Here is a 26682-nt window from a genome sequence, read left to right on the forward strand (position 1 = left end):
ATGAAGTTTATTTTCGACAGAAATACGTGGCAAGAGATATTCGGTTCTATCAGTAAGAACAAGACCAGGACCATCATTACCATTATTGGGGTTCTATGGGGCATATTTATCTATATAGCCTTGTCAGGAGCCGCCAAAGGAATGGACAATGGTTTTGAAAAGGTATTTGAAAGTGTTTCCATGAACAGTATGTTCGTATGGGGACAGAATACAAGTATGCCCTACGAAGGATTTAAAACGGGCAGGCCCATGCAATTGAAATTGGGTGACGCGGCCATGTTGGAAAATAGAATACCGGAAATCAATTATATAGCACCCAGGATCAATTTGGGCAATTTTGGAACGGAACCCGTATTTACGGTCAGAGGTCAAAAATCGGGAACGTATCCGGTAAATGGCGACTATCCCATCTATACCAAAATTGCCACCAAACAGATTTTTGATGGTGGTAGGTTTATTAATGACGAGGACATCGCCCAGGCCAGAAAGGTCTGTGTAATAGGGGAAAGAAATGTACAGGAGCTTTTTGATAAGGATGAGGAGCCCATTGGTCAGTACATAAGAATCGGGGACGTGTATTTTCAGGTTGTAGGGATACATAAACTTTCACAAGGCGTAAGCTTTGATAGCGATGCGGCGATTTTTATACCTTTTACAACCTTCAGAAAACTTTACAATACCGGCGAAAATGTGGATTATTTCTGTATTGCGGCCTATGATGATGTGGATGTGGTTCAAGTGGAGAAGGATGTTAAGGCCTTGCTTAGAAATATCCATCGGGTAAATCCAGAGGATGAAAGGGCCTTTGGTTCCTTTAATTTAGGTGAAGCCTTTGCAAGGGTGTCCGGGTTTGCCAAGGGCATGACCTTTTTGAGCTTGGTTGTTGGTTTGGCAACGATTCTTGCGGGGGTCATCGGTATCGGAAATATATTATTGATATCCGTAAAGGAGCGGACCAAGGAATTGGGTGTAAGGCGTGCCTTGGGTGCGACGCCTGCCGAAGTCAGAAACCAGATTATTCTGGAATCCGTTTTTCTAACTATGATAGCCGGAATTATGGGAATCATACTGGGCGCAGGTGTATTGTCCATCATAAACAATCTTACCAAGGATTTGGATTTTCCATATACAAATCCAACAGTACCAATCCCTTACGTGCTTGGGGCACTTTTGATTATGGTGATCCTTGGAACCCTGATCGGATTGATACCGGCGCAACGAGCAGTAAGTATAAAACCAATAGATGCATTAAGAGAAGAATAACAACCATTTAAATAAACACTTAAAAATGAACAAAATCGTAAAATATATTTTAATAGGAGTTTTGGTGCTGGGAGCACTTTGGGCCGCGGTGTTCTTTATTAAATCGAACAGCAAATCTGCCATTACCTATGATACCAGCCAACCTTTTATTTCCAGTATTGAGAAAAAGACGGTGGCTACCGGAAAGGTTGTTCCGGAAGAGGAAATTGAAATAAAACCGCAAATATCAGGGATTATCGAGAAAATATACCTGGAAGAAGGAGCCAAGGTAAAGGCCGGCGATTTGATTGCCTTAATAAAGGTCGTTCCTAACGAACAAGCCTTGTTCCAAGCACGTGGCAGGGTAAACAATGCGAAGGTTGCTTTGGGCAACGCAGAACTCGATTTTAACAGAAACAAGACCTTGTTCGATAAAGGTGTGGTTTCCGCACAGGATTTCCAGAACATCCAGTTGACTTATGACCAGGCAAAACTGGAACTTGAAAATGCGCAAAACGATTATCAGATAATCCTTCGTGGTTCTGCAGGTGGATCATCCACCGCCAATACCAATATTAGGGCTACCGTGGACGGTACTATTTTGGAAATTCCCGTGGAAGAAGGAGATCAGGTTATCCAAAGTAACAATTTTAATGATGGAACAACCATTGCATCGATTGCAGATCTGGGCAAGATGATTTTTGAAGGAAAGGTAGATGAAGGAGAAGTTGGAAAATTGCAAGTTGGGACACCTTTGAAGATAAGTTTGGGAGCCGTTGAGGATGTTGAGTTGGATGCTAAATTGAAGTTTATAGCACCAAAGGGTGTTGAGGAGACAGGTGCCGTACAGTTTAAGATAGAAGGCGATGTAGAGGAGAAAGACGATGTCTTTATCCGTGCAGGGTACAGTGCCAATGCTTCCATCGTACTGGAGAAAAAGGATAGTATTTTGGTAATACCAGAGGCGGTTTTACAATTTGACAAGGAAACCGATAAACCTTATGTAGAGGTAGCGGTAGGCTCCGCCGAAGAGCAAAAATTCGAGCGAAGGGATATAGAAACCGGTATTTCAGATGGGGTGAATGTGGAGGTGATATCCGGATTGACCAAGGATGACAAAGTAAAACACTGGAACAAAACAGAGCCTATCAAGAAAGGTGAGGAAGAAACAGAAACAGAATAATCATCATCAATCAAAATAAAAATCAAAAAATGAAGTATACGATAACCACACTACTACTGCTTTTGGTAGCAGGTACTTCCATGGCTCAAAACAAAAAATGGACCTTGGAGGAATGTGTCACCTATGCAGTGGAAAATAACTTATCCGTTGAGCAGTTTGAACTGGATTTGGAGAATGCGAAAATCAATGAAAAGGATGCTTTTGGAAATTTTCTGCCAAACCTAAATGCCAATACCTCTTTTTCAAGTAACACTGGTTTCTCTATTAATCCAACAACCAACTTACCGACAAATAGCACTCAAAATAACGTAAATGCCGGTATCACCACGGGTGTAAATCTATTTAATGGTATGAGGGACGTGCATCAAATGAACAGATCTAAATTGAATACCATTGCCAATCAGTATCGATTGGAAGATTTAAAGGACGACATTCGATTAAATGTTGCAAATAACTACTTGCAGGTAATTTCGAACAAAGAAAGTCTTAAGGTAGCCCAGGCTCAATATGCGGTAACAGAGCAAGATTTAAAACGTACCAAAGAATTGGTGGAATCTGGCGTAGTGCCTATGGGAGATCTCTTGGATATTGAGGCCACTGCGGCCAATCAGGAGCAACAAATTGTAAATGCTGAAGGACAAGTGTTGATATCCAAAATTGCCTTGGCACAATTAATGCAAATCACGGATTACGAAAATTTTGATACGGCCGATGAGTCGTATGAAGTACCCCCTTCAGAAATATTGGCGAATTCACCAAGTAGCATCTTTGCAAAAGCCTTGGAATTTAGGAATGATATTAAATTCTCCAAAGCAAATGTAGAAGTAGCTGAAAAAGACCTTCAAATTCGGAAAGGTGCTTTATTGCCCACTATAGACGCATTTGCCAATTATGGAACTAGATATTCAGATGTTGCTCAATTACCCGTTGCCGGTCTTCCACCTGGATCTCCACCCGAATTCTTTACGCCCAATTTCACGGATCAGTTGTGGATATTCGATGGTGTTTCCTACGGTGTACAGCTGAGCGTTCCTATTTTCAATGGATTTAGCACTAGGAATAATATTGATAGGGCGAAAATAGATGTGGAGCGTGCAAAGTTGCAATTTGAACAGGATAAGTTAGATCTTGAAAATACGGTTAACCAAGCCTACGTTGCGGTGAAAACTTCCGCAAAGGCATATGAGGCTGCTGAGAAAACCCTAGAGGCAAGAAGATTGGCCTTTGAATACGCCAAGGAGCGTTTTGAAGTAGGTCTTATGAATTCCTTCGATTATAGTCAGGCGCAGGCCCGCGTGGACAATGCCGAAGCCGATGTTATACGGACCAAATATGACTATATTTTCAGGATTAAGATATTGGAATTTTATTTTGGGCTCCCAGTTGTCTTGAACTAGTAGACTGACCCATCATAAAAAAACCTGTAATATTGAATTGCAGGTTTTTTTATGGTTATTATCTACCTTTGGCAAATGGCATTGATTTTAAACTTGGAAACGGCTACTACCAACTGTTCCGTGTGTTTGTCCTTAAACGGTGAAATGGTTTCCATAAAGGAAAACAACACACCAAGCTACTCCCATGCGGAACAATTACATGTTTTCATTAAAGAAAGCATGGATGAGTCCGGGTACGAAATGAGTGATTTGGATGCCGTTGCCGTGAGTATGGGTCCTGGTTCCTATACAGGCCTTAGAATTGGTGTTTCAGCGGCCAAGGGGCTTTGTTTTGCCCTTGATATTCCCCTGATTTCCATTGCAACCTTAAAAAGCTTGGCTGGCCAACTGGATGTAACCAAGGGAGATTCTATCGTCTCGGTTTTGGATGCCAGAAGAATGGAGGTCTATTCAGCAGTATTCGATGCGGATTTGAACCAAATAAGGGACACACAGGCTGAAATTGTAGATTTGGAATCCTTCCAAGACTATCTTTCAAAAAGTAAAATCCATTTTATTGGTTCCGGTGCTGAAAAAATAAAGCAAACACTACCCAATGTCAATGCCGAATTTTATATGGATGCTGTTCCATCAGCTAAGGAAATGGCAAAACTAACTTATGAAAAGTATAAGAAATTTGAATTTGAGGACGTTGCGTATTTTGAACCCTATTATTTAAAGGATTTTTTGACAACATCGACTAAAAAACAATAAAAAATACCGTTTTAAAGTTCTGGTTTTAAATCACTTTTAAGAGTATTGAAAAATTGAATCAATTGAATGGCATCCTTTTGATTTCTAAGATTTAGTTCCTGTGTCGAAATATAATCTTTCAAAGTTTTTTCGTATTGCCCTAGCGCCTTTATTATAGCTCTTTTGGAAAGATTGATGTATTCTGCCGGATTATTCCCGAATTTAAGGTAGTAAGAAGAAACATCCTTGTATTTAGGTGGGGAGAAACTATCGTAGCCGTTATCAGGGTTTTCAGCTTGTAAAAATACCTTTTTTGGCCTAAATAAAAGTTTGACGTCACCACTGTTCAAAGGATTGAAATAGGCCATTTTCGTTTTCTCACCTTCCATATATTCATCTACTTCATATATCAAATTATCAAAGGTGACCTTTATATTATTTTGTCGAAAAAGTTTTCTTGGCTTACCATTTTCATTTAGAATTTCAATTGCCTCGTTTACCGCATCGAATCGCATTAAGGCCTCTGATCTCACAACGCCGTTAATGTAAATTTTTCCGCTTTTATATATATCATTTATGTAGGCGCTACCTTCAATAGGTACTTCCCTGTAAACAATACCCACTTGAACATCAGTAGTAATACCATCACCATTACCTATCACCTGTCCATATCCTAAGGACAAAAAAAACATAAATAAAAAATATAACTTATTCATCTTAAGAAAGATAGTTAATTATTTTTCAAGTATCAACTTTTTGTCCTGTTTCTAAAATTCCTTAAAATAGATTTAGACGGTTTATAAAGAGGTTCCGTGAACAACCCTTTGTGGAAATGGAATTTCTATACCTTCCGCATCGAACCGGTGTTTTATTTCTTCCATCACATGGAAATGTGCCTTCCAGAAAACGTCATTATTGGCCCAGAAACGGAGTGTTAAATTGACAGAACTATCAGCTAGTTCCCCAACATATACTTCAGGTGCGGGATCTTTTAAAATCGTATCGGTTTCTATACAAATTGCCAAAAGTATATCCTTGGCTTTTTTGATGTTGGAACCATAACCAATACCTACGTCTATTTTGTCCCTTCGGGTGTCCTCGGCATTATAATTTATGATGTTGTTGTTCGATAATTGACCGTTTGGCACAATTGCAACCTGATTTCCAAAAGTCTTTAGCTTGGTAGTAAAAATCGATATCTCCTTCACCGTGCCATCAACTCCTTGTGCGGAAATAAAATCCCCCACTTTAAAGGGCTTGAACAACAAGATAAGTACTCCACCTGCAAAATTGGCAAGGGACCCTTGTAGTGCAAGACCAATGGCCAAACCGGCAGCACCAATGATGGCGACCAAAGATGAGGATTGCACACCGAGTTGGGTGATAATCACTACAAAAAGTAGAATCTTTAGGGCAATGGATATTAGACTTTGAATAAAGGATTCCAATGAAGGGTCATAATCTTTTTTTGCAAAAAATTTGCGGACCATCTTGTTCGTAAATCGGATTACGTACATGCCTACAAACAGGAGAATGATGGCGGCAATCAAATTTGGGAGTGCATCCCAGAACCATTTAATGGCATTATCCAGATGTTCTTGATAGTTGGTGAATTGTTCCATAGTTGTTTTAAATAGTTTTGGCGACAACTTAAAAATTTGGAACAGTCCAATCAAAAATATTTCATTAAACTAATGTTAATGCGGTTGGTTTTAAACCAGACGAGTCAAAGGTTGTTTTTTTTGAGTCAAAATCAATTATGAAGGTTGAAATTTTTGAACAATCTTCTTATACTCAGAGAGGGGATGATTCTCAATTATAAACAAAAAGAGACTGTCTAAAAAGTCTTATTTGGCTTAGTTGTCAGGTTGAACCTGTCGAAACCGATTTTTAACTTATCAGTATTTTATAATATTTCGACACGCTCAATATGACATTCAGAACTACTTTTTAGACAGCCTCTTCAATAGTGGTCAAATGCAAAAAACTTATTGCACCTCAAAGGTGATCTTTACATTTACCCTGTAGGTTACCATTTTTCCATCCTCTACGGTTGCACTTTGTTCGTTAATATACACCGAACGAATGTTCTTAACCGATTTTGAGGCCTGGGCCACTGCATTTTTTGCGGCGTCTTCCCAGCTCTTATCGGAATTCGCCAATACTTCAATAACTTTTAAAACTGCCATGATTTAGTGTTTTTTATGTTTCTCCTAAATTTAAGGATTCTTGGGAAGAAACTCCGCCCTTAGGGCTGTTTTTTATCCGTTTAGGGCAACAACTTCGTTTACTCGGTCACCCATCATATTTTTTAACATGGTTTCGATTCCATTTTTCAGGGTAAATGTTGACGAAGGACATCCACTACAGGCACCTTGAAGAATGACGTTTACTGTTCGGCTGTTGGGCTCATAGGACTTGAACAGAATATTCCCACCGTCACTCGCCACCGCGGGCTTTACATATTCCTCCAAAATATCGATGATTTCCAACGAGGTATCGTCCAATTCATCTTGGATGATATTCTGGGTGGGGTCCGCTGCTTGGTTTCCTTGTATGGGTTCCGCATTCGTGGTTACAATATCCCTGCCTTCCGCTATAAAGTTTCTAATAAGTTCCCTTAGCTCCATTGTAATATCGTCCCATTCGGCAACTTCGTATTTGGTAACCGAAACGTAGTTGTCATCAATAAAGACCTGCTTCACAAAGGGAAATTGAAACAACTGTGTGGCCAAAGGGGAGTCTTTGGCTTCATCTATATTCTTGAACTCGAACATAGAACCTACGATTTTTTTACTGGCCACAAATTTCATGGTGGCGGGGTTTGGGGTAACCTCAGCGTATACGGTCACGGCAATGGGCTTGTCGGTTTCGGCTTCAATGACCACGGGCTCCCCGGCATTTAGGTATTCCACTAACTGCTGTGCCACTTCGTCCTTAACATCCTCCCATTCGACAATATCGTACCGTTCCATACCAACGAAATTCCCTGAAATGTATACCGTTTTGATAAAGGGTAGGTAAAAAAGTTGTTGTGCCAATGGGGAATTTTTGGCCTCGTCTATATTTTTGAATTCATAGTTTTGCCGTTTGACCAACATGTGGTTGGATTCAAACTTCAATATGGCAGGATTCTTGGTTTTTACGACCGTTATATTGTACTCTTTCATGTGTTCCAATTTTATAATACGTTTAAATGGATGTCAATAATCTGATAATTAGTAATTACCTTTTGTTATAGTATTTAGCTAACCATACCAAATCCCTCGATGCGGGTTTCAAAAATACGAAGGAATTCTAAGTTTATACCTACATAATAATGTACTGTTTGTACCGTTATCCATTATATTTAGTGTCATGTACACTATTACCCCAAATTATTGACATGAGATGTAAGTTGTTCCTGTTGTTCTCCTTCCTATTATTTGGATTAAAATCCAATGGTCAAGAAGGGATTCCGGTATATTTTGATTATTTGGCAGATAACTATTATCTCGTATTTCCATCCATGGCTGGTTTTACGGAATGTGGCCAAATCAGGGCCACGGCGAGACAGCAATGGTTTGATGTGGATGATGCCCCAAACTTACAGACCTTAAACGGGCATTTTAGGTTGGGAGACTCCCCCAGCGGTTTAGGGGCCATCATTTTTAACGATGCCAATGGCTACCATTCCCAAACTGGATTCAAAGGAACCTACGCCCATCATTTGCGCATGGGTGGTGACGATGTGCGGGTATTGAACCAACTTTCCTTTGGTTTGAGTGGAACGGTGCTTCAAAGTAGTTTGGATGAAACAGAGTTTCGTTCCGTAGCATTTGATCCTGCTATTTCAGGGATTAAGCTCAATGAGACCTATTTCAATGTGGATTTTGGAATGTCCTATGCCTATCAGGAGTTTTATACGCATTTTGCCGTCTTGAATGCACTTTCTTCGAGGCGAAACATATATAGGATAAATCGAGCTGATGACCCGGATAATCTAACGGTTCCCAGGGTGGATAATCTTAGAAGATATCTCATTTCGGCAGGATATGTATTTGGCAGAAGCGAATGGCAATTTGAACCCTCCGTGCTTTTTCAATTGACGGATTTCACCAAGGAAAAGACCGTGGACATTAATGCGAAGCTTTACAAGGATGTTGATTTTGGTCGGATTTGGGGCGGTGTTTCCTACAGAAGGAGTTTTGATGGTGCACAGTTTCAAACGGCAACCAGTTTTGGGGAGCAACGCCTTCAGTTGATTACACCAATTGTAGGGGCAAATTTTAATAAATTTATGATCTCCTATAATTACTCCTACCAGATGGGCGATATACGTTTTGATAATGGGGGCTTTCACCAGATAACCTTAGGTTTCGATTTTTGCAAGCCCGAAAAAAGGTACGATTGTTACTGTCCCGCCGCGAATTAAAAAAGGGCCTTTTACCTTCTTAAAAGACCCGAATAAATCCGATTTTCGTTTAAGCTAATCCCATGTGTAGTTCTTTTGAGCCGCTTGTTTCTTGATAGCCTTGAGCATAGCACTTTCCAGTTCCCCTTGGGTGTTTTCCTTTTGATTTTCGCGGATATAACGTTCCCTTTTACTATTTAGTTCCGCAATTTCGGCCTGTATACGTTCCCTTTCCTTGCGTTTTTCTTCAACGTAGGATATAATTTCTTCATCCGATTTTCCTTTTAGTTCCTCGGGCAAGCTTTTTCGGTCCATTTCCTTTAATTCAAAATCTGCATCGGCCGATGCATCCACCAAATCCCATGATTTATTATTGTAAAGTCGGGAGCTTTTGCTAACGGCTCGTTTGATAGCCACACCGTATCCCACACTCATGGCATTTTCATCCTGTGAGGCTTGGTTTTCCTCATATTCGCTCGCCCTGGCACCGTATGAAATGTACGTTTTGTTCAACCTTGAATTCAATTTGATGATGATGTCGTCATACGGTGTGTTGATATGTACCACTTCCCTATTATGGTCTATGGCCATATATTCACCACCTGTCAGTTGAGCTCCTTTTTTCCATTGCGTTTCAATGCCCAGTTCGTAGTTTCCACAGAATATGGTGTTTACGATAACATCATGTTCTTTGGCATTGGTTAGGGCATCCTTGTAGTGAAGCCTACCTTGAGTGAAAGGTTCGTTGCCAGCAATGAATATCATTCTCAAGTTATCTGGATCTTTGCCCCATTCCAATTGTTTCAAGGAGGTTTGGATTACCTCGCCGCAATACTCCTCTCCTCCATTGGTGGTCAATGAAAATAGTTTTTCTGATATCTCGTCCAGGTCACTGCTAAAATTCAGAACTTGCTGTATGTAACCTTCCCTATAGGAAAGCGCGTCATTGCCATATTGGTACAAAGCGATTTCAAGTTCCGGTCTAGTTTCGTTTCCGCTCTTGGCCCTTGTGAATTCGTTGACGATGTCCCATAATTGGGATTTCGCCTGATTTATCAATCCGTCCATACTGTTACTGGTATCCAATAACAGGGCAATTTTAACAGTCCGTTTATTTGATTTATTGGAAGGTTCGACCCTTTCCGCCAACAGGATTTGTTTTTCCTTTTTCGGTTCGTTTTTACATCCATAGCTTACCGCCATGGATAGTACCGAAAAACCTAGGGTCATTATTTTTTGATATTTTTTCATACGTTTTGAATTAAATTAAAAGCTTGATTTTTAAATAGTTCCTTTTGTAGAGGAATTACTCACTATATCAAATCCCTTGATGAGGGTTTCATCGTTTTATTGATTTGATTACGCTGTAAACCTAGAATGAAACTTTTTGGATACATAACCGTTTTTAGGGAACGTGCCATTTGGATGAGGTAACCAAACCTTTCTTTTAGCAAAGTGAGAAAGCACGGTGGAAATTCAGGTAATATCCTAAAATCCACATTTTTTAGTGTGCTAGGAATCATCTAAGTTTACAGTCATATGATCAGAAAAAATAGATGCGGTCATCCCTTTTACATATAATCATTCCATTTCTTTTCGTGAGTGTTTTGGGCTTGGCCCAAAACAACGGAACCCCAAAATTTGTACTCAAGGGCTTGGTGGAATCCCAAAAATCCAATAAACCCATTCAGGGTGTATCCGTATCCACAAGCTCCGGGCAGTTTACGTATACCAATGGTATGGGGGAATTCAGGATTTCCGTTTCCATTGGTGAGCGGTTGATTTTGGAACACCCCAGTTTTGAGACTGTTAGGCATCAAGTGACCAGCAGGGATGATATCAAACTACAGGTGGTTGAAGAAAGTAAAAAGGATGATGCCCTAAGTAGGTCCTCAATGTCCAGAAATAGGGTCCTGAGCAACCAGGCTTTTTTGGATTCCGCGGAATACTATAAGAAAACGGATATTGCCAGAAGCATCGATTTTGTGGCCCAAAGCTTGGAGGTTTTGGGTACCGATGGCGATAAGGACCAACTGGCAAAATCCCTGACCAAATTGGGGGAAATCTATTTACATCACAAACAATATGATTTGGCCATCGATAATTTTGAGGACGCCTTAAAGGCCAATAAAACCATAGCAACATCCTTAATGTTGGCCAGGACCTATGAAATCACGGATCAATTTGATGCGGCCGAAAATGTGTTGAAATCGCTTGAGAGACTCAAGAATATGGTGCCCTACCAACGAGTTGAACTCTATGAGATTTTTGGGGATATCAAGAAAGGAACCGGCGATACTCCATTGGCGGTAGACTATTACAACGAAGGTTTAAAGGTGGCCTCCCAGAACCAGATTACCCCCAAGATGACCGATCTAAATTCCAAAATCGCGGATGCCTATGCGCAGGATAATAAGGTAATGGAGGCCGAGGTCTATTATGGCAATTCCGTAGAACTGGCCAGCAAAATGGCCCCAAAGAGGGTACTGCAGGAGCGTGAAAAAGTCGCCGATTTCTACAACAAAAGGAACGAGTATACCGAGGAAATAGCCATCAGAAAGAATAGTTTGGAGGCCTTGGGCAAGCTGAACATTTCTGAAGCAGATGGAACAATGGATCTGGGCGATACCATCACAAGCCAGCGCATCAATTATAAGATTGCGAACGCCTACATCGCGCAGGACAAATATGAAGAGGCGATACCCTATCTACAGAAGAGTATCGTTCAGGCGGATTCCGATAACGATTTGGTCGTGCAAAAGGATGCCACGAGGAAACTATCCGAAGTATATGAATTCAAGGGCGAGTACAACAGGGCCCTAGAAACCTATCAGGACTATGTGGCCCTTGTGGATACCTTGTACATACGCAAGGAACAGGAAATTTCCAGGGCGGCACGTTTCAATAGGGAAATTGCCGTTACCCAGAGTAGGATTTCCGGCTTGGAACAGGAGCGGGAACTGTCACAAAGTAAATATGAATTGGCCTTGACGGAACAGGAATTGGCCGAGGAAAGTTACAAGCGGCAACGATACATTATTTATTCCCTGATATTCGGATTATTGCTTACCGGCTTGGCGGCGTTCTTTTTTTACAGGAGCAACCAACAACAAAAGTTAGCCAACAATCTACTGGCCTTGAAATCCTTACGGTCCCAGATGAATCCGCATTTTATTTTCAACGCCCTTAATTCTGTCAACAATTATATTTCCAAGAGCGATGAGCGAAGTGCAAACAGATACTTGAGCGATTTCTCAAGACTGATGCGGTCCGTGCTGGAAAATTCAGAGGAGGATTTTATACCCTTGACCAAGGAGTTGGAACTTTTGGAATTGTATATAAAATTGGAACATTCCCGCTTTCCGGATAAATTCGATTATGTACTTCAAGTCGATGAAAACCTGGATGTTTCCACGTTTCAGATTCCGCCCATGTTACTCCAGCCGTATATAGAAAATGCGATTTGGCACGGACTCAGGTATAAGGAAGAAAAGGGCCGATTGGAATTGAAGGTCCAGGCAAAAAATGAAGATGAACTAGAAATATTGGTGTCTGATGATGGCATCGGCAGGAAAAAATCAGCCGAACTTAAAACGGTCAACCAACGGAAGCAGAAGTCAAAAGGAATGGGAAATATAAAACAACGAATCGCCATTTTGAACGATATGTACGGCGATAAGGTGTCGGTTTCCATTTCCAATTTAAAAACAAACGGTGAGGGTACCCAAGTACTGTTTACCTTAAAGAAGGACAAATGACCTTAAACGCAATTTTAGTAGAGGACGAGGCCAATAGCAGGGAAATCCTTGGCAATTATATACATAAATATTGTCCGGATGTCAACCTGGTGGGCATGGCGGCCTCCATAAAGGAAGGTTTGGAACTGATCGAAAACAATGATTTGGATCTGGTATTTCTGGATGTTGAGATGCCTTTTGGCAATGCCTTTGATCTGTTGGACCAAGTTCCGGACCGCAGTTTTGAGACCGTATTCGTAACTGCATATGACCACTATGCGAAGGATGCCTTGAACCACCATGCGGCCTACTACCTGACCAAGCCTATAAATATTGATGAGCTGGTAAAGGCGGTGGACTATGTACAGGAAGTAAAAACCAAGGAAAATCGTTTGCAGGAAAAGGTGTTGAATACCAATGCCAAAAGTATCCAAGGAAAACTGACACTTCCCCAACAGGATGGTTTTCAGGTACTCAATGTGGAAGAAATCCTATTTTGTAAGGCCGATGATAACTACACGGAAATCTATTTGGAGAAAAAAAAGATCTTGGTGAGCAAAACACTCAAATATTTTGAGGATGCTTTGGCCGAATTCCATTTTGCAAGGATACACAAATCCTATTTGGTCAATGTGAACGAAGTGGTGAAATATAGGAAGGGAAAGGGAGGTAGTGTGGTATTGTCAAATGGAAAGGAATTATTGGTTTCGGCCTCCAAAAAGAAGGATTTATTGTCCTATTTTGACTAAAATAAAAAGAAGACTATGATCAAAGAGGTTAATGGAAAACACCCAAAAATGGGAGAGGATTGTTTTATTGCCGAAAACGCGACCATTGTTGGCGATGTCACCATGGGAAATCAATGCAGCGTTTGGTTCAATGCCGTCATTCGTGGCGATGTACATTACATAAAAATCGGGGATAAGGTCAATGTCCAGGATGGAGCGGTCATCCATTGCACCTATCAAAAATCGCCAACAACTATAGGAAACAATGTTTCAATAGGCCATAATGCCATTGTGCATGGCTGTACCGTCCAGGATAATGTGCTGATCGGGATGGGAAGCATCGTCATGGACGATTGTGTGGTGGAAAGCAACAGTATCATTGCTGCGGGTGCCGTGGTGACGAAGGGGACACATGTGCCATCCGGTAGTGTTTTTGCGGGTATGCCCGCAAAGAAAATCAAGGATATTAGTCCGGAGTTGAGCGCCGGGGAAATCAATAGAATCGCTGAAGCCTACATACTGTACTCCGGCTGGTTTAAGGAAAATAATTGACTTGATTGACCAACTGAATGTACCTTTCGACGATTATCATTACTTTTGCCCAACCTAAATTTAAAACGATGAACGCTTACATTTTTCCCGGACAGGGCGCACAGTTTGTGGGTATGGGATTGGATTTATACCAAAAGTATCCCGTTGCTAAAGATATGTTCCATACCGCCAATGAAATACTTGGTTTTCCAATTACAGAAACCATGTTCCATGGAACTGCCGAAGGCCTAAAGGAAACGAAGATTACCCAGCCCGCCATTTTTCTGCATTCCGTTATTTTAAGCAAGGTGATGGGCGACAGTTTTAGGCCTAATATGGTTGCAGGCCATTCTCTTGGGGAGTTCAGTGCCTTAGTGGCCAACGGCACCCTTACTTTTGAGGACGGGCTTCAATTGGTATCCAAGCGGGCATTGGCCATGCAACGAGCCTGTGAGATACAGCCCAGTACAATGGCCGCCGTGTTGGGATTGGACGATGCGACCGTTGAAAAAATCTGCACGGAAACACCGGGAATCGTGGTCGCTGCGAATTACAACTGCCCAGGGCAATTGGTTATTTCAGGGGAAGTGGAAGCTGTGAACCGCGCTTGTGAAAAATTGAAGGAGGCTGGTGCCAGAAGGGCCCTTGTCCTACCCGTGGGCGGTGCTTTTCACTCACCATTGATGGAACCTGCCAGGGAAGAATTGGCCAGTGCCATAGAAGGAACCCATTTTGCCGCTCCAAGTTGCCCTATCTATCAGAATGTAACGACCACTGCGGTAAACGATGCTGATGAAATCAAGAAAAACCTGATTTCCCAACTGACGGCTCCCGTAAAGTGGACCCAAAGCGTGCAACAGATGATTGCTGATGGTGCAACGATCTTCACGGAAATCGGACCGGGAAAAGTACTTCAGGGATTGGTCAAGAAGATAGATGGTTCCGCAGAGACCTTATCCCCAGAGTTGGATTAGAACGCGTACACCATAAAAAAGGTAGTTTATCAAGAAAATAGCTTTTTAATCTGTTAATTAAGGGTTTAGGAGCAATTTTTTGGTATTATTGGCTTCTGTTTTTGTCGTATTGGGCATTTTTGGAACACTGTCCAATGTTTTATAAGTAACGCTATGAATTTGAATAATAACCTCCGCACTTTACGCAAAGTCCCAAAACTTTCCTTTCATAATTGGGTCTTTTTTATGGTACTCTTCTTCACTTTAGGTTTTATGGGTGGGGATGTGTACGGACAAACGGTTTCCATATCGGCCTCGCAACCCAATGCCGATGAAGATGGTCCTGTAGATGGACAGTTTACTGTAAGTGTAACTGGAGGCGGAATTGGTAATAATTATATTATTGGGTTGGGTCTAGACGGAGCAAGTACTGCGACATCTGGAGCTGATTTTAATCCAATCCCCGCTCAAGTAGCAATAACAACCGGTATTTTTGGAACCGGATTTGCCATTGTTGATTTGGAAGTTCTGGACGATTTTTTTGTTGAGGTTACTGAGAATGTAATAGTGAATATTACAACTGTACCTTCAGGCACTACTATTGGAACTGGCAGCGCAACGGTCAACATTGCTGACGATGATGTTGCCGGTGTAAATGTTACTCCTACTATCGGAACTACCACAGAAGCTGGTGGCACTGCAACTTTTACATTCACACTAACAAGCCAACCAACTGCAAGTGTTACCATTCCGATAAATAATTATGATGCGACCGAGAACTCTGGGCCAGCGAGTGTGGTCATTCCGCCAGCACAATGGAACACTGGCGTCGATTTGACTATAACCGGATTGGATGATGCAATTGCGGACGGAGACATTACCACAACGATAAATACCGGTAACGTAACTTCTCCAGATCCCAATTATGATGCTTTAAGTGGAGCAGATGTGGCCCAATTAACGGTTACCAATGAGGATGACGATGCAGCTATATTGACCATTGAAGATGTTTCTCAAACCGAAGGTCTTTCCATGCAGTTTACGGTTACTTTGAATAATGCGGTGGCAAATCCTTTTTCTGTGAATGTGAATTTTGGAGGAGGAACCGCTCAAGGTGGAGCTCCTCCTTTAGTTGCGCCCGAGGACTATAATAATGTTCAGCAGACGTTAAATTTTAATGGTACAGCTGGTGAAACTAGACAATTCAACGTTTCGTCTTTAAACGATAATATTTTGGAAGCAGATGAAACTTTTATAGTCTCATTAACAGCGTCGGACCCTTTGATTGATGATTCTGATACCGCAATAGGCACCATTCTAAATGACGATGTGGGACAAGTTACGGTGGTGACAGAACCTGGTAGAGAGACCACGAACGAAGAAGGTGGAGGTGGGGGTAATAGAGGAAGATTTCAGATAAACCTCAGTCAACCCAATACCACAGGAAGTGATATCACTGTAACATATTCATTTGGCGGTACTGCAACGGCTTCTGGGCCGGGGCAGGATTTCAATGATAGTGGGAATGGTACGGCTGTCTTTGGAAACAACGATGATTCCATAGATATTAATATTACCCCAATAAATGATACTGCAGTGGAAGGCGATGAAACGGTAGTACTCAATTTGGGTACGGTCAGTTCATCGGCCTATGCCATAGGCGCCCCTAATTCGGCTATCGTAACCATATTGGACGATGATATTTTTACGGCAACCATTACTGCAACGGATGCCACTGCTGCAGAAAACACTCCTGCCACGGCAACCGGACTTTTTACCATAGACTTGGGGTCGCCGAATACAACAGGTGGACCTATTGTCGTTACCTACAATATTACGGGAACGGCAATTAATGGAACGGATTATAACAATATAGGTGCTAGCGTTAGCATACCAAACGGAGAACGATCTAGAACGGTTTCCATAACACCCATAGATGATCAAATACAGGAAGGTACCGAAACCGTAATTTTAACTTTGACCGATAGTTCCCCTGATTACGATTTGGGAACGGCGGGGACAAGATCTGCAACGGTAAACATTGCTGACAATGATCAAGCAACTTTAACCATTTCTGATGTTACGGCCAATGAGAATGTCGCTTCAGGAGAGATGGTTTTTGAGGTTGTACTGGATATTGCGGTAGCTGGGGGGACCACTGTTTCTTATACTATTTCTGATGGTACGGCAACAGGGGGTGGCGTTGATTACACGGCCTCAGACGGTAATTTGTCCTTTACAGGTACGGCCGGTGAAGTAGAAACGATTACAGTGACCTTAGTAGATGATCAACTATTGGAGGATAGTGAAACCTTTACGGTTCAATTGGGTTCACCTACCAATGGAGTTCAGTTTACAAATGGGGGTACGGCCATAGGAACCATCAATGACGATGATAATTGTGTGGCGGCACCAGAACTGGATACAAGCTTGGAAACAACGTTTTGTGGCGTGGAATCAACCTCAGGACCCACACCCATTTTTCAGAATACAACGATTTCTAGTTTGGATGATTATACAAGCACAACGCCCCCTGCCGGACGGGTAGGTTCCACAAGGTTAGTATGGAGTACCAGTAATGACCCGTTAAACGAGAATGCCTATTTATTACCGGCCGAGGTTGACAATCCTACTTTGGAAGGTTCTTATTTTGGATTTTTCCTAGACGATAACGGTACGCCCAATAATTTTGCCGATGACTGTGCCAGTGGAACGATTGAGGTACAACTTACCTTGAATATCATTCCTCAAATAATTCAAACAAATAATGGTGAGGCTTGTGGACCCGGAACAGTAGAGCTTTCGGCTGAGGCCAGTGGAGGAGCTTCCCTAAGCTGGTACACTTCTCCAACTGCGGTTACACCTATTGGGGCCGGTGAAAATTTCACTACCCCCAATATTTCATCGACAACCAGTTTTTATGTAGAAGCCGTTTCCAACGGATGCGTTTCCGAAAGGGTTGAGGTGGTTGCTACCATAGGTAATGAGCCTACTACGGGTACCATTGTTGCGAATGGAGGCGCCTGTAGTGTTGCCGCCTTTGGTAATACGGTCGTTGATTTGGACAGTAGATTGGTAGGTGCAAGTGCTGGAACATGGACGGCAAACGGAAATACCTTGGTCATAAATGCCGATAACGAAGTGGATTTTGAAGGCGTTCCCAATGGCCCCTATACCTTTACCTATACCACCAATGTGGCCACAGCACCTTGTACCGATATCTCCGTAGATGTGGTAATTACCGTAAGCGACTGTAATGTGGACGATGATAACGACGGATTGTTAACAGGTGAGGAATTTGCACTTGATTTAGATCCAAATAACCCAGATACTGATGGGGATGGAATCTTGGACGGGGAGGAAGTTGGTCCCGATATTCAAAATCCTTTGGATGAGGACGGAGATGGTATTATCGATGCCTTGGATTCCAATATCTTGGATTCTGATGGTGATGGTGTCAATGATCAGCAGGATCCTGCTAACGATAATCCATGTATTCCCGATAATTCTAGCCCGGACTGCCCAGTTGATTTGGAAATTACCAAAGTAGCCGATCGTGAAAATGTAGCTCCGGGAGAAGAAATTACGTTTACCATAACGGTAAGGAACCTAACAGATAAACCAGTGGATGAGGTCATCATAGTTGATGATTTGACCGGTACGGGATTTGACTATGTGTCCAATACAACGTCTTTAGGAGAATATAGCCCACTTGACGAATCATGGACATGGACAATGGTCAATTTACCGGCATTGGGAACAGCCACTTTGGATATTAAAGCGATAGTGCTGGAGGATGGAAGCTACACGAATATGGCGGAATTAATTACTTCAACGCCATTGGATGATAATCCTGAAAATGATAAGGCAATCCTTTCAATAGAAACACAAGTATACGAAGGCATAGATTTGGACATAGAAAAGTCAGTGAACAATGAAACACCTTTGGTGGGAGAACAGATTACGTTCACCATCAAGGTAACCAATCTTACCAATGCATCGGACTTTGCGGAAGCCATTGAAAATATCATAGTACGCGATAGTATCGAGGTGGGGAAAGAGTCCCTTTTTGAATATGAATCCAGTAGTGCAAGCATCGGTGTATATGCTGAAGAAACTGGTATTTGGACAATACCTTCATTACTGGCCGGTGAGCAAAACGCGGTGGAGCTTCAAATTACAGGTAGGGTTACCGCAGTGGGTAGTTTCAGGAATACGGCCATCATAGACCGTTCGTCGCCCAGGGACAGTAAGGATGCCACCAACAATCAAAGTACGATAGCGGTCACCATAAACGAACGGACATCCGCTGACCCCGGTTTTCTCTTCAATCAGTTTTCACCCAATGGGGATGGAACCAACGATGTATTGCGTCTAAATCTGGAGGATGCGGACAACAATCTTGTGGGAATCCAATATACCATTTCGATTGTGGACAGGTATGGAAATACGGTTTTTGAGGGGGCGGATACGGTACAAAATGGAAGCCAATCCGTTGCCGATATTTGGGACGGTACTTTTAAGGGCAAGGAAGTGCCCAAAGGGACGTATTTCTATGTTTTGGAATATACTTTGATGGATGCCTTTGGTCCCATGGAAAGTCAGACGGATAAAGGTTGGATCCAATTAATTAGATAGATTGCAATGGAATACCTAAAGAACAGAGCAACATTCGGTAGTATCCTTGGGTTCGTCCTAGGTGTATTTCTCGTTTCAAATACGGTTTTCGGTCAAAAGGAACCGCAGTACACACAGTATATGTATAACATTGGGAGTTTCAATCCGGCGTATGTGGGGACCGTTGAAACACCCGAAATCGCTGCCTTGTACCGCGCACAATGGATCGATATTCCCGGAGCACCTCGAACAATCAGGATTGGTACAAACCTTCCATTGAGCAACGAAACGATGGGGCTGGGATTCAACGTGGTCAATGACCAGCTTGGCCCTGTGACCCAGACCTATGCGGACCTATCCTATTCCTATCAGGTAAATCTATCGGATGAGACAAAATTGTCCTTTGGTATGGATGCGGGCGGCTCTTTTCTGAATGTGGATTTTTCCAAAGGAACCTTTGAAAACCCCGGTGAACCTTTAAATCAGGAGCAAATTACCAGATTTTATCCCACTATAGGGGCCGGTCTGTTCCTGTATGCAGATCAATGGTATTTGGGAGCATCGGTGCCCAATTTTCTAACGGAGGGCATTTATAATGACGATGTGGCCTCCATCGTAGAGGACAAGCTACAGTTCAACTTTATTGGGGGCTATGTTTTTGACCTTTCGGACGGACTCAAATTTAAACCGGCATTTTTGGTCAATACCTTGTCCGGAGCTCCGGTGAACATCAATATTTCCACCAATTTCCTAATAAGTGATGTACTCACCTTGGGCGCTTCGTATCGGGTGGACAATGCGTTCAGTGGCTTGGCAGGCTTCCAGATTTCCAATGGTACTTTTATTGGATATTCATACGATTACAATACCAATCCGTTGGGGGAGTTCAACAGCGGTTCCCACGAGGTCATACTTAAGTTCTATCTGGGAAGAGGTTCTGGTGGCTCCGCCGATAAGGAATCGAAAGGTGCCAAGGGTAAACCCAAACAAATTGATTCTCCAAGATTTTTCTAATATGAAGAATATGAAGGTTACAACATATATTTTCTTGTTATTCATTGCCCTTCCCAGCTTATTATTTTCGCAGGGCAAAAATTCCAAGGGCGATAATTATTTCTACGGATATCAATATCAAAAGGCGATAACAGAATACCAAAAAGAACAACAAAAAGGTTCCTTGAGCAATTCGCAATTGTTGAATTTGGCCGATTCCTATTTTAAGGTTGGGAATTATAAAAATGCATCGGAAATCTATCAGGAAGTCAATAAAAAGGACTCCATAATGACCGTGCTTCAATTCAACCAATTATTGCAAAGCTTGTCAAAAACTTCCAACAAGGAGCGCGTACAGACTTTCCTGCGGTCAAAATCCCCGGTGTTGTCCAATGAATTGATGGACAACGCCGAGTTCAACTTTCAAATATTGGAAACGGGTGCCAATAATGCCAGTACCGTAAACCTTGTCAACCTGCCCATCAATTCCCCACAGACCGATTTTTCACCCGCCTTTTACAAAAACAAGCTTTTGTTCAGCAGCAGCAGGCCTTTAAAGTCAAAAGGCGTGTACGTGCCTTCTGGAGAATCTTATTTGGATATTTATGAAGTTGCCATAAGCGATACCGGTAAAACAGGAGTTGTACAGTTGTTCGATCAAGTGCCCGATTCCAAGTTCCATAAATCCACACCTTTTTATTCCGAGGAAAACGAAAGACTCTTTTATATTTTGTCCAATGCTGAAGAAGGAGAGTTGACCTATGATGAAAACGGGAAAAATTCACTCGCGATGGGGATGTCCTATAACTCTGGGCAGTTCAGGTTTTTGCTAAAGAACCTAAGTACATCATTCTATTATCCTTTTTTTGATGATGCAACGGACCGACTCTATTTTGCCGCGAATTTTGATGATAGTTATGGAGGTACAGATCTCTATTACGTATCCACGAACAACGGCCAGGTAATGTCGGCACCTGTGAATCTGGGTCCCCGGGTCAATTCTCCTGGGAACGAAATCGCGCCTTTCATTTTTGACGGCAGTCTTTATTTTTCTTCCGATGTTTTTTATGGCCTAGGGGGTATGGATGTCTATAAATCCAGAATCCAAAGTCGGGATGTATACGGCATACCCGTAAATCTGGGTGAGGGCATCAATTCCAAGGAAGACGATTTTGGGTTCATCATCAAACAGGAAAACGATACGTATATGGGGTATTTGGCCTCCAATAGACCCGGCGGAAAGGGTGGTGACGATATCTATGCCTTTCGCATGGATGCTATGCCCGGACTTAAGACGTTTGCTCTCCGAGGAACTGTGGTGGACGCTTCCTCCAACCAAGGAATCGGTAAGGCACAGATCAAACTATTGGACAATGAAGGGAATGTCTTAAAGGAATTGTATAGTGCAGAAAATGGCGATTTTACAGTAGAAATACCTTGGCAGGATGAAATCACGGTACAATCTGGAAAAGGGGAGTTTTCCGCATATTCAAAATCCTATTCTGGTAAGCAATTGGAAGAAATCCAAAAAAGCCCATATAGCATAAGCTTACTTCAATTGGAAGACCTGGTGGAGGAGACTGAAGGTAAAAAGGTCGTACGACTTAAAAAGTTTTATTTCCCCAAAGGCAATAGCACCTTGACCCCCGAAATTACCATGGAGCTGGACAAGGTAGTGGAAGCGGTACAAAACTTTCCCGATATTAAGTTACGCATAGAGACCCATACGGACAGTAGGGGCAGTAATGCCACCAACCAAAAGTTGTCACAGGAAAGATCGGATGTCGTTCGTGATTATTTGGTAAGCAAGGGCGTCCCTTCAGAAACCATTTTGGAATCCATAGGATATGGTGAGGAAAACATCAAGAACAACTGTACCAATGGGATGTATTGCTTGGACTTCCTTCACAAACAGAACGAACGGACTTTGATCGAGGTAGTAAGTAATTAGGGCTTAGTTCGCCAATACGCAATCGTCACACTCCTTTATTTTACCGTAGTAGGTACCTCTGTATTTTCGGAGTGTCTTAAAGGGAATTCCTACGGCGTATTTTTTAATGTAGGTCACATCGGTGTAAAGAACGCCCATCTTTTGCGTGTACCTTCTTTCTTTTTTTGTTCTTCTTCTAATGGAAATAAGCTTCATGATTTCTTTAGCATTTGTCAGGTGCAAAGGTCTAAAAATCAAGGATAAATCGCAAATCGTCCCAAAACACTCCTATTTAAAAGGGTCCAGGTGGTTTTAAAAAATCACGATCCAGAAGTAGTAAAGGGAAAAAAGCGAAAGAAATAGAATGCCCAAATAGGTTAGGAGACGAAGGGCACTACCAGGTCTAAAGCGTGGGTCGATATCGGCGCTCATTACGTTTTTCAAGTTCATGTAGCCAATGATGGGTGCCACCACAAAGGATACAAATGTGGCCAGCGCCACTAAATTCCCCATGTTTGCTGAAAAAACCGAAATCACAATATAATTTACAACGGCTAATACAAGTACTGTTACTGCAAAATTCAGTTTGGTTTGCCTAGTGGTTTGTTTAGGAAACAACAAGTCCAATATGTCCAAACTAACACGGCTTACGGCATCATGGGCCGTCATACACGTACTGAACATGGTAGCAAATGCGGATACGGCAATGAAAATATAGGCCCAAGGGCCAATATGGGTGGTGAACAATTGGACGACTTGATCCGCAAATTGAACTGAATTATCACTTAATACGGTATTGGTACCATACAGGGTAAACCAACCGATGAGCATAAAGAAAATGGCGAGCAGGCCTGTGAAAAAATAGCCAAGATTAAATTCTTGAAGGGACTCCCTTAGGCTTGGCTTGTCCTGGGTCTTCCATTTTTCGATACTCCAAAGACTTACCCAACTGGACGCCTCTACAGTGGTAGGCATCCACCCCATAAGACCTATCAAAAAAAGGATATCCACCTCGTTAAAAATAGGTGTGGGTTCAAAACCAACGATTGCAGTGGTCTTCCCATTAAAAAGGACAAGGGCCGTAGTTACGATAAGAGCCACAAAAAGAATGCTGATTACAAATTTCAGGCTTATTTCCAAAAATTTGTATTTCCCAACAATTAGTATAGTACTTATAAACACAAAGAGACCTAGAGCCACCATACTTATGGAAATACCTTGCATCTTAAAAAGATTTATAAAGAGTCCGGCAGTTACTGTGTAAAGGGCCGCCAAAATGGTAAACGTGGAAAAGAGTGTGATAAAAGCATAAAACCATAGATAGCCTTTGCCTCGGTTCAAATACCCTTCAATAAGGGTTTTGTTGGTTATGCTCGTATAACGAACGCCAAATTCAAAAAAGGGATATTTGAGTACATTGGCCAAAACGATAGGGATGATCATTATCCAACCATATTGTGCACCTGCCTTTGTGGAAAGTACCAAATGTGATGTGCCTATCGCCATGCTGGCAAAAAGTAAGCCTGGCCCAAGATTCTTGATCAAAATTCGAATTGTCCCCATGAATGAAAAGAACCCAAAATTATTTTAAAACGAATGTAATCATTCGATTTTAATTTTATCCCCTGAAAATTTAGGTCGGGTGTTAAGGGCCAAATCTATAAAGACCTTTACACGGGCAAAGTATTCCCTTAATTGTACTTTTAAACCGGATTCCAAAGAGATGTCCTCGGCATTGAATCCTATGGCGTTCAACTCATTTTTGTGGGCTATGTATATAGCCCGTTCATTATGAAATTTTTGTGAGACTACAGTAACATCATCTAGTCCAAAAACCTCCTTGGCCCTTACCATGGAATCCAGAGTGCGAAAACCTGCATAGTCCAGGAAAATTTTATCGGCTGGGACACCAGATGATACTAGGTCATTTTTTATGGTAGTAGGCTCATTGTAGTAAATACTGCCGTTATCCCCACTTACCAATATAAATTCAATTTTCTTGGCTTTAAAGAGGGAAACGATTGCCTTCAGTCGGTATTCATAATATGGATTGGAACCACCCCCTTTGATGTTCTTGGCAGTACCTAAAATTATTCCTACTTTATTTTTAGGAATGGACGTAAGATTAGAATACGTTTTTCCCTCCGCAAAGGAATTGATCAGGATATTACAGACTATCAAGGATAAAAGTATAATGCCCGCAAAAAAGATTAGAATGGGTAAAAATCTTTTCCTTATACCTGAATATAGATGCTTTATCAATGTAAAGAAATATTGGTACTATCAAAAATAGGTATTCTTTTGAAGCCAACTTCTTTTGGTTATAGAATTACGAAATTCCCTCGATACAATAGCAGTAAATACTGAAATGTCAAAATCAAGAGGGCGAAAGTGGTAACGCCACCTTAAAGATTGTCAAAGGGAACTACGTTAAGTACAATAGTTTTATTAATCTAAACATTACAAAAGGGCCAAAGATTTCTAATTTTTATTACTATACTCTTGGTCGAGAAATTCATAACGAGCATCAGTTTTAGCGTTGATCAACTTACTCTCTGTATCTATGACCATTACCGGTGGGGTATCGTCCTTTCCAGTGGCCGCGTCCCATTGCGGTAAACCTTCGCCATTGGGGTTGCCTGTTTTTATAAAGTTTGCAAAGTAATTCTGCATATCGGCGGAAACCTTAAAATCATCAGCTGTCCAGGCATAGTCATCCACCAAATACAAGTTCCCCATACAATACTCAATTTCACAGGCATGGGGTGCACCCACTGGTTTTGGTGCCGGTGGGACATCCTCACCTCTTTCTACGGTACCGCCTGCCAAACCACTGGCTCTGGTATTGTCCACTAATGGTGGCCTAAGTTTGCTATAGAGATAGCGATATACCGGCTGGTCGCTATTTTTTCTGTGTAAATCGAACCATTTCCAGGTACTGTAGGAAATAAAACGATCGGAGGCCAATGCCGTGGCGGATAGTTCTATTTCTTTCTCCGAACTGGCAGGGTAAAGTTCCAGTACTTCTTTAACGTCTTTTGGATAGGCCTCCTTTACTTTGTTGGTATAGTTTTCTACAGTGTATGGCCCTTGTGTAAATGCCATTCCAGGAATTTCCGCTGAGTTCCATCCCAATAGTAGGGGAACCATGGCTTGTTCCTCATTTTCAAAGATTTCTGGGAGCGTTTTAGGAAGAAAATACCCGTCAAGCACCGCTGGAAAGCCAAATCTTTGGGATTCATTATAAAGTTCGTACACTTCGCGGGTACTCAAACTCCGTAATTCCGCCAATGTTGGATAGCCTATTTTTTCTGCAAACTCCAAACCGATTTTTTCCGCCTCTTCCAAAGAAACGGGTGCCATGGTGGGATGAATTCCTGCTCCGCTTTCGCCAATGGCACCGGCAATCAACCCTTTGGATAGGGGAGAGGCCATTTGTTGGCTTACGCCTATGGATCCAGCAGATTCCCCTGCAATTGTTACGTGATTTGGGTCTCCACCAAAAGCGGCTATGTTTTTCTGTACCCATTTTAGGGCTGCATGTTGATCTAAAAGGCCATAGTTGCCAGAGGCCTTGTAGTTGGCTTCCGCACTAAGTTCCGGATGGGCAAGAAAACCAAAAATATTGAGTCGGTAATTGGTAGTAACTACAACAATTCCTTTTTTGGCCATGCTTTCCCCGTCATAACGAGGTTCGGAAGCATCACCTGCCACGTTGCCACCGCCGAAAAAATAGACCAAAACCGGAAGGTTTTTGGTATCTCTTTTTGCAGGCGTCCATACGTTTAGGTAGAGACAATCCTCGCTTACCCCGTTGGAACGGGATTTCATATCCCCAAAGACCATGGTCTGCATCGGCCTAGGACCAAAAGCTTTAGTTTCCTTAACACCTTCCCAGTTTTTAACAGGTTCGGGCGATTTCCATCGCAGGTCTCCAACAGGAGGTTGGGCGAAGGGGATACCAAAATAGCGCTGAATTCCGGAATGGGTATCATAATTTCCCTCAATGATTCCGTTTTCTATCGATACTTGAACTGGGAATGAGTTTGTTTCTTGGGCCATAAGTAAATTTATAGACGCAAACACTACGAAAAGTGATAAGATATGTTTTTGCATGATTTTAATTTTTCTATTGTCTCAGTGTGATACAATAATACATCGTTTTTCTGAGAACTCTATGACATTCATAATAATTAACAATCAAAAATGCTTATGTGGCAGTGTTTTTATATATAAAATGATAAAA

The 26682-nt window shown here is 41.9% G+C and carries 21 protein-coding genes; 12 read left to right on the forward strand and 9 right to left on the reverse strand.

The window, feature by feature from the left end; translation table 11 throughout:
- From ACZ41C_RS10440 to tsaB, 4 genes are all read left to right on the forward strand, one after another.
- Positions 1-1263, forward strand: coding sequence for an ABC transporter permease (locus ACZ41C_RS10440; protein WP_154917142.1), 1263 nt, complete (start codon positions 1-3; stop codon positions 1261-1263).
- Between the two features lie 25 nt (positions 1264-1288).
- Positions 1289-2425: an efflux RND transporter periplasmic adaptor subunit gene (locus tag ACZ41C_RS10445; protein WP_154917141.1), complete on the forward strand. Its 1137-nt coding sequence runs from the start codon at positions 1289-1291 to the stop codon at positions 2423-2425.
- 29 nt (positions 2426-2454) lie between these two features.
- Entirely contained in the window at positions 2455-3822 is a 1368-nt protein-coding gene (locus ACZ41C_RS10450) for a TolC family protein (protein WP_464561232.1), read from the forward strand.
- A gap of 75 nt (positions 3823-3897) precedes the next feature.
- Positions 3898-4575 carry a tRNA (adenosine(37)-N6)-threonylcarbamoyltransferase complex dimerization subunit type 1 TsaB gene (gene tsaB, locus ACZ41C_RS10455; RefSeq protein WP_464561234.1) on the forward strand — a complete coding sequence of 226 codons (678 nt, stop codon included), beginning with the start codon at positions 3898-3900 and terminating at the stop codon, positions 4573-4575.
- 11 nt (positions 4576-4586) lie between these two features.
- Here tsaB and ACZ41C_RS10460 read toward each other — a convergent pair whose 3' ends face one another.
- From ACZ41C_RS10460 to ACZ41C_RS10475, 4 genes are all read right to left on the reverse strand, one after another.
- Positions 4587-5246, reverse strand: a complete 660-nt coding sequence (locus tag ACZ41C_RS10460) for a hypothetical protein (RefSeq protein ID WP_464561236.1) — start codon at positions 5244-5246, stop codon at positions 4587-4589.
- Positions 5247-5351: 105 nt separating this feature from the next.
- Positions 5352-6176, reverse strand: a complete 825-nt coding sequence (locus ACZ41C_RS10465; RefSeq protein WP_464561238.1) for a mechanosensitive ion channel family protein — start codon at positions 6174-6176, stop codon at positions 5352-5354.
- 366 nt (positions 6177-6542) lie between these two features.
- The gene (locus tag ACZ41C_RS10470; protein WP_138258742.1) at positions 6543-6743 is read right to left on the reverse strand and encodes a dodecin family protein; all 201 of its coding nucleotides are present in this window, start codon (positions 6741-6743) and stop codon (positions 6543-6545) included.
- 72 nt (positions 6744-6815) lie between these two features.
- Positions 6816-7724: a NifU family protein gene (locus ACZ41C_RS10475; protein WP_464561240.1), complete on the reverse strand. Its 909-nt coding sequence runs from the start codon at positions 7722-7724 to the stop codon at positions 6816-6818.
- Positions 7725-7939: 215 nt separating this feature from the next.
- On the opposite strand from ACZ41C_RS10475, the gene ACZ41C_RS10480 reads away from it, so the two are divergent.
- Positions 7940-8968: a PorP/SprF family type IX secretion system membrane protein gene (locus ACZ41C_RS10480; protein WP_464561242.1), complete on the forward strand. Its 1029-nt coding sequence runs from the start codon at positions 7940-7942 to the stop codon at positions 8966-8968.
- 54 nt (positions 8969-9022) lie between these two features.
- On the opposite strand, the gene ACZ41C_RS10485 is transcribed toward ACZ41C_RS10480, so the two are convergent.
- The gene (locus tag ACZ41C_RS10485; protein WP_464561244.1) at positions 9023-10198 is read right to left on the reverse strand and encodes a vWA domain-containing protein; all 1176 of its coding nucleotides are present in this window, start codon (positions 10196-10198) and stop codon (positions 9023-9025) included.
- 305 nt (positions 10199-10503) lie between these two features.
- On the opposite strand from ACZ41C_RS10485, the gene ACZ41C_RS10490 reads away from it, so the two are divergent.
- The 7 genes from ACZ41C_RS10490 (at position 10504) to ACZ41C_RS10520 (ending at position 22457) form a co-directional block, all read left to right on the forward strand.
- Entirely contained in the window at positions 10504-12705 is a 2202-nt protein-coding gene (locus ACZ41C_RS10490) for a tetratricopeptide repeat-containing sensor histidine kinase (protein ID WP_464561246.1), read from the forward strand.
- Entirely contained in the window at positions 12702-13433 is a 732-nt protein-coding gene (locus ACZ41C_RS10495; RefSeq protein ID WP_138258737.1) for a LytR/AlgR family response regulator transcription factor, read from the forward strand. Before ACZ41C_RS10490 ends, ACZ41C_RS10495 begins: the two co-directional genes overlap by 4 nt.
- Positions 13434-13448: 15 nt before the next feature.
- Positions 13449-13964, forward strand: a complete 516-nt coding sequence (locus tag ACZ41C_RS10500) for a gamma carbonic anhydrase family protein (RefSeq protein ID WP_138258736.1) — start codon at positions 13449-13451, stop codon at positions 13962-13964.
- 68 nt (positions 13965-14032) lie between these two features.
- A complete protein-coding gene (gene fabD, locus ACZ41C_RS10505; RefSeq protein WP_464561248.1) occupies positions 14033-14917 on the forward strand; it encodes an ACP S-malonyltransferase in 885 nt (294 codons plus the stop codon).
- 153 nt (positions 14918-15070) lie between these two features.
- The gene (locus tag ACZ41C_RS10510) at positions 15071-19534 is read left to right on the forward strand and encodes a Calx-beta domain-containing protein (RefSeq protein ID WP_464561250.1); all 4464 of its coding nucleotides are present in this window, start codon (positions 15071-15073) and stop codon (positions 19532-19534) included.
- A gap of 6 nt (positions 19535-19540) precedes the next feature.
- The gene (locus ACZ41C_RS10515) at positions 19541-20527 is read left to right on the forward strand and encodes a PorP/SprF family type IX secretion system membrane protein (RefSeq protein WP_464561252.1); all 987 of its coding nucleotides are present in this window, start codon (positions 19541-19543) and stop codon (positions 20525-20527) included.
- A 10-nt stretch (positions 20528-20537) separates the two neighbouring features.
- Positions 20538-22457 (forward strand): OmpA family protein, encoded by a 1920-nt coding sequence (locus tag ACZ41C_RS10520; RefSeq protein ID WP_464561254.1) that lies wholly within the window; start codon positions 20538-20540, stop codon positions 22455-22457.
- 3 nt (positions 22458-22460) lie between these two features.
- On the opposite strand, the gene ACZ41C_RS10525 is transcribed toward ACZ41C_RS10520, so the two are convergent.
- From ACZ41C_RS10525 to ACZ41C_RS10540, 4 genes are all read right to left on the reverse strand, one after another.
- Positions 22461-22652, reverse strand: coding sequence for a hypothetical protein (locus ACZ41C_RS10525; RefSeq protein WP_138258731.1), 192 nt, complete (start codon positions 22650-22652; stop codon positions 22461-22463).
- Between the two features lie 96 nt (positions 22653-22748).
- Complete coding sequence (locus ACZ41C_RS10530) at positions 22749-23942, reverse strand: NRAMP family divalent metal transporter (RefSeq protein ID WP_464561256.1); 1194 nt, start codon at positions 23940-23942, stop codon at positions 22749-22751.
- 96 nt (positions 23943-24038) lie between these two features.
- Positions 24039-24617 (reverse strand): SanA/YdcF family protein, encoded by a 579-nt coding sequence (locus ACZ41C_RS10535; protein WP_464561258.1) that lies wholly within the window; start codon positions 24615-24617, stop codon positions 24039-24041.
- 300 nt (positions 24618-24917) lie between these two features.
- Positions 24918-26498, reverse strand: coding sequence for a carboxylesterase/lipase family protein (locus ACZ41C_RS10540; RefSeq protein WP_464561260.1), 1581 nt, complete (start codon positions 26496-26498; stop codon positions 24918-24920).
- Positions 26499-26682: the final 184 nt, after the last annotated feature.

Source organism: Maribacter sp. C-4077 (assembly GCF_055378385.1).

Coding starts and splice junctions, on each gene's coding strand:
- ACZ41C_RS10485 (WP_464561244.1), bottom strand. CDS start 10,198: ATGAAAAAATATCAAAAAATAATGACCCTAGGTTTTTCGGTACTATCC.
- ACZ41C_RS10510 (WP_464561250.1), top strand. CDS start 15,071: ATGAATTTGAATAATAACCTCCGCACTTTACGCAAAGTCCCAAAACTT.
- ACZ41C_RS10465 (WP_464561238.1), bottom strand. CDS start 6,176: ATGGAACAATTCACCAACTATCAAGAACATCTGGATAATGCCATTAAA.
- ACZ41C_RS10520 (WP_464561254.1), top strand. CDS start 20,538: ATGAAGGTTACAACATATATTTTCTTGTTATTCATTGCCCTTCCCAGC.
- fabD (WP_464561248.1), top strand. CDS start 14,033: ATGAACGCTTACATTTTTCCCGGACAGGGCGCACAGTTTGTGGGTATG.
- tsaB (WP_464561234.1), top strand. CDS start 3,898: ATGGCATTGATTTTAAACTTGGAAACGGCTACTACCAACTGTTCCGTG.
- ACZ41C_RS10460 (WP_464561236.1), bottom strand. CDS start 5,246: ATGTTTTTTTTGTCCTTAGGATATGGACAGGTGATAGGTAATGGTGAT.
- ACZ41C_RS10530 (WP_464561256.1), bottom strand. CDS start 23,942: ATGGCGATAGGCACATCACATTTGGTACTTTCCACAAAGGCAGGTGCA.
- ACZ41C_RS10440 (WP_154917142.1), top strand. CDS start 1: ATGAAGTTTATTTTCGACAGAAATACGTGGCAAGAGATATTCGGTTCT.
- ACZ41C_RS10480 (WP_464561242.1), top strand. CDS start 7,940: ATGAGATGTAAGTTGTTCCTGTTGTTCTCCTTCCTATTATTTGGATTA.
- ACZ41C_RS10515 (WP_464561252.1), top strand. CDS start 19,541: ATGGAATACCTAAAGAACAGAGCAACATTCGGTAGTATCCTTGGGTTC.
- ACZ41C_RS10450 (WP_464561232.1), top strand. CDS start 2,455: ATGAAGTATACGATAACCACACTACTACTGCTTTTGGTAGCAGGTACT.
- ACZ41C_RS10490 (WP_464561246.1), top strand. CDS start 10,504: ATGCGGTCATCCCTTTTACATATAATCATTCCATTTCTTTTCGTGAGT.
- ACZ41C_RS10470 (WP_138258742.1), bottom strand. CDS start 6,743: ATGGCAGTTTTAAAAGTTATTGAAGTATTGGCGAATTCCGATAAGAGC.
- ACZ41C_RS10540 (WP_464561260.1), bottom strand. CDS start 26,498: ATGGCCCAAGAAACAAACTCATTCCCAGTTCAAGTATCGATAGAAAAC.
- ACZ41C_RS10500 (WP_138258736.1), top strand. CDS start 13,449: ATGATCAAAGAGGTTAATGGAAAACACCCAAAAATGGGAGAGGATTGT.
- ACZ41C_RS10525 (WP_138258731.1), bottom strand. CDS start 22,652: ATGAAGCTTATTTCCATTAGAAGAAGAACAAAAAAAGAAAGAAGGTAC.
- ACZ41C_RS10495 (WP_138258737.1), top strand. CDS start 12,702: ATGACCTTAAACGCAATTTTAGTAGAGGACGAGGCCAATAGCAGGGAA.
- ACZ41C_RS10445 (WP_154917141.1), top strand. CDS start 1,289: ATGAACAAAATCGTAAAATATATTTTAATAGGAGTTTTGGTGCTGGGA.
- ACZ41C_RS10475 (WP_464561240.1), bottom strand. CDS start 7,724: ATGAAAGAGTACAATATAACGGTCGTAAAAACCAAGAATCCTGCCATA.